This is a genomic window from Streptomyces sp. DF42 (genome assembly GCF_058267695.1).
In genome coordinates, this window is sequence record NZ_CM177859.1 from 9,072,810 (window position 1) to 9,087,608 (window position 14,799).

4 protein-coding genes are annotated in these 14,799 nt (G+C 69.4%); all 4 read right to left on the reverse strand.

The window, feature by feature from the left end; translation table 11 throughout:
* Positions 1 to 64: 64 nt before the first annotated feature.
* Complete coding sequence (locus ACYUED_RS41635) at positions 65 to 1,198, reverse strand: EcsC family protein (RefSeq protein WP_491289584.1); 1,134 nt, start codon at positions 1,196 to 1,198, stop codon at positions 65 to 67.
* A 67-nt stretch (positions 1,199 to 1,265) separates the two neighbouring features.
* Complete coding sequence (locus ACYUED_RS41640) at positions 1,266 to 5,309, reverse strand: Eco57I restriction-modification methylase domain-containing protein (RefSeq protein WP_491289585.1); 4,044 nt, start codon at positions 5,307 to 5,309, stop codon at positions 1,266 to 1,268.
* Positions 5,309 to 8,266, reverse strand: a complete 2,958-nt coding sequence (locus ACYUED_RS41645; RefSeq protein ID WP_491289586.1) for a DEAD/DEAH box helicase — start codon at positions 8,264 to 8,266, stop codon at positions 5,309 to 5,311. The genes ACYUED_RS41640 and ACYUED_RS41645 overlap by 1 nt, the downstream gene beginning before the upstream one ends.
* Positions 8,267 to 8,295: 29 nt before the next feature.
* A complete protein-coding gene (locus ACYUED_RS41650) occupies positions 8,296 to 14,649 on the reverse strand; it encodes a protein kinase domain-containing protein (RefSeq protein ID WP_491289587.1) in 6,354 nt (2,117 codons plus the stop codon).
* Between the last annotated feature and the right edge of the window lie 150 nt (positions 14,650 to 14,799).

A 14,799-nucleotide genomic window follows, 5' to 3' on the forward strand; every position in this document is an offset into this window, starting at 1 on the left:
GGGGGGGCCTGAGCCGTGTTTGTCCCGGCGGTCGTGTGAGGACGTCCATCGCCGGGACACCGGGTTAGTGGAGGTCGGGTCCGCCCGCCTCGGCTATCTCGTCGAGCAGGCTGATCTTCTCGTCGGCGTTGTCCGGGACGTCCTGGTCGCTGTCGGAAAACGATCCGAATTCCTCCTCGTCAGCAAGGTGCGGGTACTTGTCCAGGAGGAACCGCCGCCGATATGCCATGTCGGCGGCGTCGACGATCCCCTCCAGAGTGGCCCAGTTGAGGGTGCCTCCCACGACGATCCCGAATGCGGGTACGGCCTTGCCGAGTCCCTTCTTGGTGAGACGGAAGCCGAACGCCTTCGCGAACTGCTGGGAAACCTTGGTGACGACCGCGTCGTTCAGAACGTCCCATGCCTTGCCGCGGAAGAGTGCCTGGGTGAGCCGCGAGATGTCCGCCATCGCGGCGTTCTTGGCGGTGGCCGAACTCGCCGTCCCGACGTTGACGACGGACAGGACGAAGAGCTTCTCGGCAGGCTCTTCGGGGTCGTAGCCGTAGAACAGCGAGACATGGCCGACGGCGCGGGACGCGAGTCCGAGTACGGCTGCGGTATCGGCGGCGAAAGCGCCCGCGATCGCACCTCCGGAAGGCGCTGCCGCAGCGCCGGCGGAGGCGGCGATGACGAGCTCTCCTCCGGAGATCACCAGCCCCGCACCCGCTCCCGAGAGCGCCGCGGCGGCCGGGTAGTACCAGCTCGCCGCCCGTCCGCGGACTGCGTCGACCTGTTCGAGATCGAGGCGGCGCAGGTCGCGCAGCGAGGCGACGTCGTGCCCGCGCTTCGTGTGGAGCGCAACCACGCGCTTGGACGAGAGGCCCGCACGCGCGGCCCGCCCCACCGTCTGGCGTATGGACTGAAAGGCAGTGCCGCTCCAGTCCGGGAGGGCGTCGGCGGCTCCGCGCGCCCCGGCCCCGACCTTTTGAGCGCCCTTGGCGACGGCCTGCTGCCCCCGTGAGACCGCCGACTTGGCCCGTGGGTGGTTCTCCAGTTGCTTCGCGGCACGCTTGCCGAGGGCCGCGAAGCCGTTGGCGACTTGATCGCCGGCGTTGCTCATCCCTCGCGACAGTGGGCGGCCCTTGAACTGCTGGACGGCCTGCCACGCCGCGAACTCGTACTCCGAGGGAAGTCGATCGGGCTGCTGCGGGTTGCTCATGGTCCCCCCCTGGGACGTGGATTGATGCACGAGTGGGTGACGCGCCAGGTCAGGTCGTCGAGAGCTGTCAGGCAGGGTGGCGGGGGCCGTGGCCTGGGGGCGGTGTGAGGGTGGAGGTGTAGTTCTCGCCGTCCACCAAGGGGTTGTCGAGAGTGAGCCCGGCGGCAGCCATGCGGTCGTACTCGGCGAGGATCAGTTCCTTGGTGCGGTACGAGCCGTACTTGGCCTCGTCTTTGCGGCGGACGATGGGGAAGGTGTCGAGGATGTAGTCGGCGTCTTCGCGGGAGATTCCGTAGAGGTGGAAGAAGAGGGCGTCGAGTTCGGTGCGGATGAGCTGGCGGCGGTCCTCGTCCCATCGGAAGGGGCTGCCGTGGTCGCCGAGTTCGGTCGCGAAGGGCCGCATGTCGTGGGAGGTGTAGACGAGTTCGACTACTCTCCTAGTGACGAATGCCCGGTGAGTGGCGAGCTGAGATGGACTCAGTACCGGAAACTGGTTTACGTAGAAGAAGTTGAAGTTCGTGCCCCCGATCTTCAGCCGCGCGACGTAGTCCAGAACGTATGCCGAGAGATTCGCCAGCAAAGACGGCAGTAGGTCGTTTTGGGCGCTGCTGAATCGCATCACAGGGGCGCTGTTCCCGACCGCTACGACTGGCAGTGGATAGGGTGTGAAACTGCGCTCGTTGGTGGGGGCCGTGATGGATGAGAAGGCGATCATCCATCCGTTGGTAAACTGCGGGACCTCGTGCTCGGCGACCCATGCGCTGGGCAGCGGAACGAAGTCGGGGCGCTCGTACTCTGCCGTAGTGGAGGGTGATGGCTGGTTCAGCCGCTTGGTGGCGGTCGCGCTCCGTGCCACGGATGCCGCACGATGGTTGAAGTACGTGGCCATCATGCCCTGGTACAGCGGCAACATTTTCGCCGCACCCTTACTGAGGATGTTGCCGGTCAGCTGCCAACCGTCGGCCTCCAGCTCCTCCCGGGCATGGAAGAGGTGGGATTGATGAGACATGTCGAACATGCGCAGGAACGACAGGCCCCACGGGTTTCCTGTCGAGTCGCCTTCCTTTATGAGAACTGGAACACGTCGATAGATGGCAATCGTGATTTCGGCATCTCTGCGAGACCTGAAGACGGGGAGTGTCCCGGTGTTTGGATTGAGAAGCTCGATCTCCTCCGCCGTTAGCTCGAACGCCTTCTCCACGTCGTCCAGTTCGGCGGGGTCAAGGAGGAAGAAGGCGAACCTCGCTGCTGTTTCACGCAACGCACGACCGGTGAAGGACAGGATGCTGAACTTCATACGGGAGTCGACGGCCGGGAAGAGGCCCGCGCGGTTCTCGAAGTCGTACAGCATCGCGATTGACCCGCTGCGCACCAGGTCCTTGGAGAAGTATTGCGTCCGCGCATCCGTAACGATCCCCGTCGGGACGATCATCCCTGCTCGCCCCTTCGGTCCGAGCAGGATGCGATCTGTCTCCGCAAAGACTGCGTAAACGTTGATATTTCCTTTTCCGGTGAGAGGAACTCGGCCCGAACGTCGCAGGAAGTGGCTTTCCGCGTACACGGCCCGTTTGGCCGCTGCGTGTTCGTTGTAGAGGGGAAGTGTTTCGGCTGAATCCTTGAGCTTGGCGATCAGCTTCTTCCGAGTATCCGCCTTGGAGGCCGCTGCGATAGTAGGAGCACGCTGAGCGAAGAATTCTTGTTCCTTAAGCTCGACGCTCTCCCACGGCGGGTTCCCCACAACAGAGTCGAAGCCGCCCGTCCAACCGGTCGCCGGCGACACGCCCTGGCCGCTCTCCGGGACGGAGAAGACCTCGGGGAACTCCAGGTGCCAGTGGAAGAAGTTGTACTGGTCGCGCAGACGCTCGATCTCGATGCGGGTCTCCGCAGCTACGCCTCCGTCACTCGGGTCCTCCAGTGCCTTGAACACCGACTGAGTCACCGCGCGCGGAGCCTCCGGCGTCTTCAGCCACACAAATGCCGCGCACCAGGCGTCGGCAACCCGCCGGGCACGCTTGTACGCCGAGGAGCCGGCCCACTCCTCGTACGCCTCCTCCTGGCGGCGCACGTCCGCCAACTCTTCCGCCTGAGCCAGCGTGATGGACCGAAGCCCGCTGGCGAAGACGGTGTTGGCGACCTGGACCGCCTCGTCGCCGATGTCGAAGAGGCTGCCTTGTCCGACGCGTTCCTGCTGGTTGATCTTCTCCAGTGCCTTCGCGTGCTTCTTGTCGTCGCCCTCGGTGGCGATGAAGGCGTCGTCGGGAATCCCGTCCCGCAGCAGCTTCGGCGTCGCCCCGATCAACCCGTTGCCGTGCTTTACATGCGCGTCAAGGAAACCGAGCGGCTTGCCCGGCTCCAACGCCTCAAGCCACAGCGACACCTTGGCCAGCTCCACAGCCATCGGGTTGAGGTCCACGCCGTAGATGCACCGGCCGACGACCTCATGCAGCGCATGCCGCACCGCACCCAGCGTCGGCTCAGGGTTCCGCTCCCGTACCGCCGCCACCTGCTTGGCGATACGCCTGGCCGCAGCCACCAGGAAGTGCCCCGAGCCGCACGCCGGGTCGCACACCGTAAGCGACAGCAACGCATCCACGATCGAGTCCGCCGGGTCAGCCGCGCCCGACTTCGACGCCGCTTCCTCGCCCCGCTTCACCGCGTCCCGTATCACCGGGTCCAGAGTCGAGTCCAACAAGCACTCGATGAGCGAGGACGGGGTGTAGTAACTACCCGTCGTCTTACGGGTGTTGCCATCAACCTCGACCAGCGTGAACGTACGGTCGGCGGTGCTGTGCTTCGGCTCCAGCTCCAGCAAGGACTCGTACACGGAGCCCAGTTCCTCCGCGTCCAGATGCCGATAGTCGATCGCCCGCCAACGGCCCGAGCTGCCGTCCCGCACCTGCGACAAGTGCCGTACGGCCGTCAGCAGAGCCTCGTTGGAAAGCTTCAGGCCGCGCAGCGGGGCGTCGGCGTCCGTGTCGTTGAAGAGGCCGCCGAGGCCGGGCAGGCCCAGCTCGGGGCGGCCCGTCTCATCGCCGAGGGCGTCCAGGACGATGCGCAGGGCCTCGTACAGGTCGCCGTGGGCCGTACCCCGCCGCTTCCTGGCGTGGGCGCGCAGGCGGGACGACGAGAAGTACGCCTCGTACCGCTCGCGGGCCTGCGGGTCCGCCTTCGGCGACAGCAGCGCGTCGCGGTCCTCGGCCACGAAGACGAACAGCAGCCGGTACACGAGCCGCAGCAGCGCGGCCTGAAGGGACTTCGGGCGGACGTCGTCGCGCAGGGCCGTGTTCTCCGGGTGCCGCAGGAAGCCCGTACCCAGCGCGGTGATCGCGTCCTGGACGCCCTTGCGGAGCTGGTCCAGCGCCCGCGTCCCCGACGCGATCGCCTCCGTACGCCACTTCTCCAGCCGGCATGCGGACGGCGCCGCGTCCTCCGCCACCTCGAACCGCGACACGTGCAGCACCCGGTACAGCAGCACGAACTCGCTGAACAGCTCGCCGTCGAGGATCGACTCCAGGTCAAACTCCACGTACGACGCCGTGGCGAGCGCGCTGGAGTCGCGCAGCAGCCGTACCTGACGACCGTTCGTCAGGACGCCCCACAGGTGGGCCTCCGTGCGGTTCAGACACTCCTGGAGCATCGACTGCGGCGGGACCGTGCCCGCGCCTCCGGGACGCTTGTCGAGGTCCGCGTTCCAGGCCGTCTGGTGGATGAGCGCGTGCCGCCAACGGTGGGAGACCGGGAACTTCTTCTCCGCGTCCGAGTCGGCGGTGATGCCCCCCGGGCCGACCTGCGTCAGCGGTCCGAAGCCCAGCTCCCGCCAGAGCGGGGCCATCCAGTCGGCCTCGGCGCGGCCCGTCGGGTCGGCCGCCGGAAGGCCCGTCTCCCGGTCCTCGGGCAGATGCTTGCGCAGGTCACGCCAGAGCGGCTTCAGGTACTCCCAGCTGCGCTCCGCCTCGTCACGTACCGAACGGGACGACGGCAGGCCGTAGTCGGCCGGCTTCGAGCCGGGGACGTCCTTGCCCTCGGAGATCCGCACAAGCATGTCGGCGGGCAGCAGCCCCCCGACCGTGTGGACGGCGGTGAACACCTGGTTGCGGGTGACTGCGGACATCAGGCGGACACTCCAGGAGCAACGGTCGGGGCAGCGGCAGGGGCGGCGGGCAGGTACACGTACGCACCGAGAATGTCGGCGGGCTTCTGCACGGTGACGGACAGGCCTCGGACGATCTCGCCGGACGCCTGGCGCACCCGGCGATGCGAGGCGTCCAGCTCGGTGGCCAGCTCCTCGCCGTACGTCTCCAGATGGCCGTACACATCGGGGAGTTGGGAGAGCAGGCGCGTCATCGTGCGCTCGGCGTAGTGGCGGTCCGTACTTTCCGACGCCGTCGCGTCGAGCAGGTCCCGCGCCCGCTCCGGCGGCAGCCACTCCGCCTTCCTGGCCGAGCCCTCGAAGGCGATCAGCCGGGCGTCCTCCGCGACGAGCTGCTTCTCGCCGCTGCGGGAGGGCAGCGTGAGGTGGAAGCGGAAGCGGACGAGGAGGAGGGTGGTGAGGGTGCCTACCGCGTCCGTCGTCACCACGCCGCAGCGTCGCGCCGGGCGGGCGCCGTCCGCCTGGGTGTCCAGGGCGGCGTTCAGGACGTGGGAGGCGAGGGCGCCCACGACCGGGTCCGTCCGCACCAGCGCCGCCTCACCCCGCGCCACCGCCGGATCCGTACGGAACGGGATCGCGCGGTCCTTTTCGATCACCTCCGCCCCCACCACCGGCGCGAGCGCGTCCCGCAAACCGATGGGTGTGCCGCCCACCTGGGCCGTGAAGTCCTCGCCGTCGCCGCGGAGCACCGCGCCGAGGGCGCCCAGTGACTCCCGTACGAACGTGTCGATCTCGCCCGCGCCGCCCAGTGCCTCGCGGACCGCCGCGACCTCGCGGGCCACCTCCTGCGGGCGCACGGAACGCTGCGCGAACCGTGAACGCGACGCCTTCTCGCGTTCGGCGGCCGAGTTCCAGTCGCTGTCCAGCTTCGCCGTGCTCACCTTGAACGCGTCCGCGCTGAACAGGGCGTCCTGGTCCTCGCGGCCGCGCATCAGCAGCCACTCGACGATCGCGTCCGTGACGCCCGTCGACAGTTCGTCGGGTACGGAGACGGAGATGCCGAGGTCCTTCTTGATCTGGCGGTGCTTCTTGATGAGGACTTCGAGGACCTTGCCGTCGATGCCGTTGTCGTCGCCGTACAGGGTGATGACGCGGACCTGGTCCTTGCGCTGGCCGTAGCGGTCGACGCGGCCCTCGCGCTGGTCGTGGCGGGTCGGGTTCCACGCCAGGTCGTAGTGGACGACGGCGTCGAAGTGGTGTTGGAGGTTCACGCCCTCCGACAGACAGTCCGTCGCGATCAGGACGCGGCGGGCCGCGGCGTCCTCGCCGGCCTCCTCGGCGAGCTTCTCGATGCGCTCCAGGCGCTGCTGCGGGGAGAGCGTGCCGGTGACCGCCTTCACGACGGTCTTCGCGCCGAGCGGGCCGCGCCTGCCGGAGTCCTTGTCGTTCTCCAACTGCTCGGCGAGGTACTCGGCAGTCGGGATGTAGCGACAGAACACGATCGGGTTATGGCCGTCCGCGAGCAGCGCCTTGAGGTGCTTGATCAGCGCCTTGAGCTTCAGGTCCTTGGACGGGCCTTCCAACTCTGCCGCGATGTCCGCGAGTTCGCCGAGGTAGGAGCGTGGGTCCTCGGTCCCCTCAGTCGTCTCCGCACCCGGTGCGACGTCCATGCCCTCCATCGCGTCACTGTCGGCCGCGTCGCTGTTGAGAGGGGCGCCCAGCTTGTCGGCCTCCTCCGCCGACGCGGCGATCGCCGCCGCCGAGCGGGTGCGTAGCGTCTGCGCGGCGGCGCGGGGGGACGACACCAGGGAGCGGAGTAGCGCGATCGCCGACCACCAGGCGATACGCGCTTCCCGCTTGCCCTGGCTGCCCGCCTGCTCGACGCGCTCACTCGCGTACGCGATCGCGTCGTCGAGCAGGGCCCGGTACTCCGGCGACAGTTTGTACGTCTCGTCCTTGAAGTAGCGGTCCGAGGGGAACGCCGTCCGCTCCGCGAGGGAGTCGTCGCTGAGGCCGTCCTCCTTGGTGAGGTACTGGCGTACGTCCGCCCGCTTGCGTGCCACGAAGTGCTGAGCGAGGAGCTTGCGGCCCGACTCCGAATCCAGGCTCACATGGGCCAGTTCGGGCTTGACCAGGCCCAGCAGGTTGCGGAACGCGGACTCCTTGCCGCTGTGCGGGGTGGCCGTCACCAGCAGCAGGTGCCGGGACTCGTCCGCGGCGACGCGGCGCAGCAACTCGTAGCGGAGCTGGTTCTGCGACGCCGTCGAGGTGTCGTCGGCGACCACGCAGGTGTGCGCCTCGTCGACGATCACCAGGTCGGGGCAGTGGCGTACGAAGTCGTCGCGGTGGCGCGGGGACTTGATGAAGTCCGTCGAGACGATCACGTGCGGGTACTTGTCGAAGAGGGACTGGCCAAGGTCCAGGCCCCGTTCGAGGCGCGAGACCGTCGAGGACAGGACCAGCTCCGCGTCGATGCCGAACTTGGTGCGCAGCTCCTGCTGCCACTGCTCGGCGAGCGCGGGGGAGCAGAGCACGGCCAGGCCCGTCGCCTCGCCCTGCGCGAGGAGTTCACTCGCGACCAGGCCCGCCTCGATGGTCTTGCCGATGCCGACGTCGTCGGAGATCAGCATCCGTACCGTCTTCTGCCGCAGGGCCATCAGCAGAGGAACCAGCTGATACGCGCGCGGCTCCACCGCGATGCCGGCCAGCGAGCGGAACGGTCCCGCGCCCGAGCGGAAGCCGACGCGCAGCGCCGTACGCAGCAGGCCCGCCGCCCGCTGGTCACCGAGGTCGCTCGGCTCCGGCGGGGCGAACTTCGCCTCGTCCACCGTCTCGAACGCCGGGAACACGGCGGCGATGTCGTCGTCCGAGCCACCCAGCGGACGCAGGACGAGCAGGTCGGGCTTGCTCTCGGGGAGCACCACCCATTCGCGGCCGCGGGCCTTCACCAGGGAACCAGCGGAGTACGTGAGTGCCATGTGAGTCTTCAAGTCCTCTGGATGGGCGGTCAGTTGGCGGCCGGAGAGCCGAAGTAACGGGCGTTGGCGGCGGCGACGGCGTCCCAGTCGGCGCCGTGCGCGAAGCGGATCACGTCCCAGCGGGCGTTGAACAGACGGTCTTCGGCGTCCTCGTCCCGGGAGCTGTCCTGCTCCTTGTCCGGGGAGTCCACGAAGACGGCCACGTTCACGCCGGGCAGGCGGTACACGTAGTCGGGGGTGGCCATCGCCTCGGTGAGGAACGAGCCCGGCTCGTCCGGCAGGCGCAGGCCGCGCGCCTTCGCCCAGCCCAGGAAGTCGCCCTGCGCGGCCAGCTCGGCCGCCGATGCCGCCTCGGCCGATGCCTCGACGGCCGCCCGGACCGCCGTCCCGACCGCTGCCTCGACCGGCGTCGGCCCGGCTGCGGAGGAGGACGGGGCGAGCAGCCGCCGGTACTGCTCCGAGCGCGACTCGCCCCGCGACTCCCGCCGGGCTGTCGCCGACGCCAGCCGCACCAGCAGGTCCCGCACCGAGTGGCGGTTGATGAGGGCGTGGTTGAGCTGGTTGCCGTACGTCAGCAGGCACTCGTAGCAGCCGAGCGCGCACGGCCGGTCCGGGTGCGGGCCCCCCAGGTCGGTGCCGTCCGCCTCGAAGTGGCAGATGTCCAGGGCGCGTACGGCCGCCTTCGCCAGGGCGTCCTCCTCCGCCTGGAGTCGGCGCAGCACACCCGCGCCGCCCTCGGCGGCCTCCGTGAACAGGATGCGGCCCCGGGGACCGTCGTCCGGCGGCAGCAGCTCGCTGGACAGCTCGGCGTCCTCCAGCTCGAACGCAGCCTCGATGCCCCGCTCCAGGGCGTACATCAGGGAGAGCGCCACCGGCTCCGGTAGTGGCTCGTCGAGGGTGACGACGAGGATGTTGCGGCGGTCCTCCACGTACGGGATGACCCTCTTCTTGCGGCGTCGCTCGTTGCCGTCCGCTTCGATCACGGGCAGCTCGCTGGAGTCGCCGGACGCCTCGGAGGCGTCCTTGTCGTTCATCCAGCGGCCGTCGGCGAGGTCCAGCCAGTACCCGGCCGGCTCGTCGCTCTTGGCGCGCACCCGGCCGGTGTTGGTGATCCGGACGGTCGCCGAGTCGCCGTACGCCACGTCGGCGAGTGGCGCGCCCGAGGCGTCGGCGACCGACGCGTTAAGACGGCCCTTGCGGGTGCCGTGGTCCTGGAAGCGGTACGACGTCTCCAGCTTGAAGCCGGCGCGGCGCCGCTCCTCCTCGTCGGAGGAGATCCGCTCGCGGCGGGTGGTGTACACGGTGTGCAGGTGCAGCAGGCCGTACGTCGCCGAGCCCAGCGGCTCCTGGCACATGGCGCAGCGGTCCTCCAGCTGCTCCGGATCGTGGTGGTAGCCGCAGCTCGCGCAGCGGCGGGCCTCGCTGGTCGCCAGCTCGCCCGAGGAGTCAGGCGGCAGCTGGATGCGGGTCACCTGGTAGCGGGCGCCCTCGTGGTAGATCAGCGCGCCGGGGCCGAACTCGCGGATCGCGAGGAAGCGCGGCCGCTGGAGGTAGTCGCCGTCCCCGCGGCGGCGGCCGACGGTCGGGATGTACGCGGCGAGTGGGAGCCGCGGGAAGCTGTAGCCGGGCAGGAAGCCCTCGGAGGCGAGATAGCGGTAAGGGTTGAAGTCGGAGAGGACCGACTTGCTGTCGGCGCTCTCGTTCATCAGCAGGTTGAGCTGTGTCTCGGCCTCACGGCGGCGGGCGTTGGCGCGGATACGGTCGCCCTCGGTGAGGCTGTAGTCCAGGCGGCGCCTGTTCTGGATGTACTGGTCGTCGAGCGCGGAGCGGAACAGCTGCCGCCAGCGGTCGAAGGCCCGGTCGAAGCGCGTCGCCACCGTCGCCACCCGGTCCTGGATCCAGTCGTCGTGCCACCAGGTGGTGTCGGCGAAGTCGGGCAGCAGCGGGCCGAGGACGCGCAGGGCCGCGTCGATCGTGCGGCGCCGGGCGCTCTCGTCGAGGGAGGCCGCGAGGATGTCGGGCAGCAGCTCCAGCGCGGGGTTCGGACGGTCACCCGTGTCCGGGTACGACACGTCGAGCACCTCGGGGACGGCACGGCCCAGCTTCAGGCCGGCCTCCGCGATCCAGATGCCCTGGAGGTGGGAGAGGACGAGGTCCTCGTTGGCGAGGTCCAGACGCGGCGGGGCGACGGCGCCCGCGACCATGCGCTCCGAGCGGCGGAAGTAGTACTGGTCGTGGCTGTTTCCCGTCGCGCAGTACGTGGTGACGAGGGCGGGCTGGCCGCTGCGGCCCGCGCGGCCCGAGCGCTGCGCGTAGTTCGCGGGCGTGGGCGGCACGTTGCGCATCATCACCGCGTTGAGCTGGGAGATGTCGACGCCCAGCTCCATCGTCGGGGAGCAGTACAGCAGCTTCAACTCCGCCTTGCGGAAGGCCTCTTCGCGCTGTTCCCGCTCCTCCGGCGACACCTGCGCGGTGTGCTCGCGCGCGAACAGGCCGGACATGGCGCCCGCCGCGTCCTTGTACAGGTCGCGGAAGAAGGTGTTGACGCGCGGGCCGTCGCCGCTCTGGTAGGTGCGGGTCAGCGGGTCGTGCGTGCCCCGCTCGCCCCTGCCCGCCCGCCAGACGAGGGACTGGGCGGCCACCCTGTAGCCCGTGGCGGCAGGGGCGGAGGACCTGCGGTAGCGGCCCGCGCGCTGCGGAGCCTCCGTGACCTCCTTCACCAGGCCCGCCTTGGCCAGGACCTTCAGCAACTCCTCGATGACCAGCTGGAGATCGACCGGGTCGAGCTTCTTGAACGACGTGTCCGCACGCCGCAGGTACTTGCCGAACTTGCCGCGCGCCGACAGGAACAGCGCCGAGCGGTCCATGCCGCGGCCGGACGGGTGCGGATAGGCCGTGCCGACCTTCGGCTTGTCCGCGGCGGACAGCACCCACGGGTCGATCAGCCGCTCCTCGCTCGCCCGCTGGAGCGAGTCGAAGTCGTCACGGAAGTACGAGACGTCGATGGCGAGGGACCGGCGCATCTCGTTGAGCAGCGCCTTCATGACTTCGGCCCGCAGCGCCGGGTCGGCGTCGCGCAGCGCCTCGTGCGTGCCCGTCCACCGGTCCTGCTTGGCCGCCACCCAGTCCAGGTCCTCGTAGCCGATCTCCAGCAGGCCGGTCTGCTCCAGGTTCGGCATCGTGATCCGCCAGCCGCGCTCCAGGTCCAGATAGAGCCGGAAGGCGATCACGTCACGGAGGGTCTTGGCGGCGTTGCGGGCGAGGGAGGGCGGCAGATCGCTCTCGCCGGTGTAGTCGGCCGGCTCGATGGCGAGCGCGCTGGTCACCGACGAGGCCAGTTCCTCGTGGTGGACTCCGTCCTCGCCCGCGTCCAGAGCCGCCCGGTACAGGGCACCGCGCAACTGCGTGATCTGCACGAAGTCGTTGAAGTGACCCGCCTGGAGGGACGCGTCCTGCCGGTTGTCGACGAACGTGAGGAGCTTGCGCGCCTCCTTGTCCAGGGTTTCCTCCGGCACCGACTTCAGCGAGCGCACCACCGACGCCGAGATCAGCGAGGTCGCGGAGGACCGGCCCTCCTGGTCGAGCGTCGCCAGCTTCGCGAAGTCCCGGCCGCGCGTCTGCTCGTACGCGACCCCGCAGTGCAGGCAGAAGAGGAAGGGGGAGGGGACGAACGCGGCCTGGAGTTCGCCGCGACCCTCGTGACCGCGCGGATCGACGGTGACGGCACGAGGCACCCGGTCGCGGTACGACTTCTTCACCACCTCCTGACCCTTGTCGTCCAGCTCCAGCCAGGACTCGGGCAGTCGGCGGTCGTCCACGGCGTACTGGACGTTGGACGGCCACGCGCGTTCGTGGTCGACGTACAGATAGCCGTCGCCCTGCCGGCCGCCCGTCGCGGAGGTGTCCCGGCGCGCCTCGTACCGGATCTCGCCGTCCTTCTCGGTCCGCCACACCGTCAGATACTCCTGACCGCACTCCCTGCAGAACGCCAGCGGCATCAGCAACTTGCCGTCACTGCCCGGCTGTTCGAGCTGGTACGAGCGGGTGAGGTGGCGCGTGAGCTTGTCCTCCAGGGTGACGTACACGGTGTCACCCTTGGAGAGGAACTGGTGAAGCCGGAACGCGAACAGCGGCCGCTCGGTCACCGGGTGCCGCGCCTGCGAACCGGCCTCCAGCGTGGCGCGGATCGCGTCGGCGCACTGGTCCTCGGCGGCACCGGTCCGCTCGTGCAGCTCCCTCGCCGCGACCTCGATCTTGGTGGGCTGCTGCCGGATCAGCCGACCGGTGGCCTCGTCGGTGGCCAGGCCGAAACGTGTCTCGATCCAGCGGGCCAGCGGGTCACGCACCAGATCGTCGTACGCGCGCGGCGGGGCGGGGGAGTTGAGACGCTCGGCGGGAACGGCGTCGGGTGTGTCGTGGGTCGCGCGGACCAGGGTCTCGCCGATGACGTGATCCGGGCGCACCGGCGTACCGAACAGGGTGCTCGCCACCCCGGCGACGACCTTCTTCTGGTCGTCGAGCGTGCCCTCGGTCGACATGGTGGCCGACGTGCCGATGCACTGCAGGTCCTGCGCCTGGCAGGCCTCGCGGACACGGCGGATCAGCAGGGCGACGTCGGCGCCCTGCCTGCCCCGGTATGTGTGCAACTCGTCGAAGACCAGGAACTCCAGGCCCCGGGCCATCTTGATGAGACTTGCCCGGTCGGCGGGGCGGGTCAGCATCAGTTCCAGCATCACGTAGTTGGTGAGCAGGATGTCCGGCGGGTTGTCCCGGATCTCCTTGCGCTTCTCGTCGTCCTCCTGGCCCGTGTACCGGGCGAAGGTGACGGGCTCGCGGCCGGCGCCGTAGCCGTCGCGCAGATACTTCTCCAGCTCCTTGAGCTGGCTGTTGGCGAGCGCGTTCATCGGGTAGACGATGATCGCCCGCACCCTCTTGGCGGCGTTCGGCCCCTCCGCGTCCCGCTGGTGGAGCACCTTGTTCACGATCGGGACGATGTACGCGAGCGACTTGCCGGACCCGGTGCCCGTCGTCAGGACGTAGGACGCACCGGACGCGGCGGCGTCGATGGCCTCGCGCTGGTGCTGGTGGAGCGTCAGCGGACGGCCGTCGGGGACCGTGCCGCCCTCGGTCTTCCTCGCCTGGAAGATTCGGGCGCACTCGTCGTGCAGGACCTTCTGCCCGGCGAGCTCGACCACTGTGCCGCCGCCCTGGAAGAACGGGTTGAGCGACAGCCACGGGTCGGGCCACTGCGACTTGCTGTTCAGGTCGTTCTCGACGAACGCCGCGATACGGTCGTCGCGGATGACGGTGCCGCCCTCGGTGAAGGAGCGGTAGTCCCTGATGAGCGTGCGGTGGACGCCGAAGACATCCATGCCCGCGCCCGAGGCGGTGACCGACATCGGCTCCGGCTTCGGGGCGCTGGCCTGCCGTGCGGAGGCCTGGGCCGCGGGATCGCGCAGCGGACGGGTCGGGTCCAGGGCGCCCCAGTGCGGCAGCCGTGGGATGTCCCCGTCCTGCCCGGCAAGCGGCAGCAGCGCGTCGCGTACGGCCACGGCGTCCGCGGGACGGGCCGCCGGGTCCTTGGCGAGCAGCCGGTCGACGAGCCGTGCGAGCTCGGTGGGGATCTCGCTGCGGATGAGGGTGAGGGGCGTCGGTTCTTCGCGCGTGTGCTTGGCGGCGAGGTCGAAAGGTGACTCGCTGGTGAACGGCGGTACGCCCACCAGCATTTCGTAGAGCACACATCCGAGGGCGTACAGATCGGCGGCCTGCGTGACCTGCTTGGCCTCGAACTGCTCAGGAGCCATGTAGCGAGCGGTGCCCACGCTGACGCCGGTGCTGGTCAGCCGGGTGTCATCGGGGTCGTCGACGATGCGCCCCATGCCGAAGTCGAGGACCTTGACCGTGCCGCCCTGGGTCAGCATGACGTTGGCGGGCTTGAGGTCGCGGTGGACGACGTCGGCGGCGTGCGCGGCGGCGAGACCGGACGCGATCTGGGCGCCGATGGCCGCGGCCCAGGTGACCGGGAGCTGCCGTTCCTCCGCGATGAGGTCACGCAGCGTCTCGCCGTGCAGGAACTCCATCGCGAGGTAGGGCAGGCCGTCCTGGTCCCCGGCCACCCCGCCGGCGACGATGCGCGTGAGATTGGGGTCGTCGAGGCGACGCATGATGCGCACCTCGCGGGCGAAACGCTCGGTGGCCTTGGGGTCGGCGCCGGTGTCGATCCGCGTGCCCGTGCGGCGGCGCAGGATGGTCTTGACGGCGACCGTGCGCTCAGGGGTGCCCTCGGCGGCCTGGAGGTCCTCGGCCCGGTGAACCTCACCCATGTTGCCCTTGCCGATGACATGCCCGATGCGGAACCTGCCGTCCAGCAGCTCCTGGCTCACTGCAGCTCCCCTCGTCCTGTGCCGTCTCGTTCCTGCCCCCGCGCGCGAGGGTAGGGAAACGGAACGTGCCCCCTGCATGCGTTGCCGCACCGCTCATCGTGGCAGAGCGGGAGTGCGGTGTCCGCAACCGTACACGAAGTGACGGAAGTG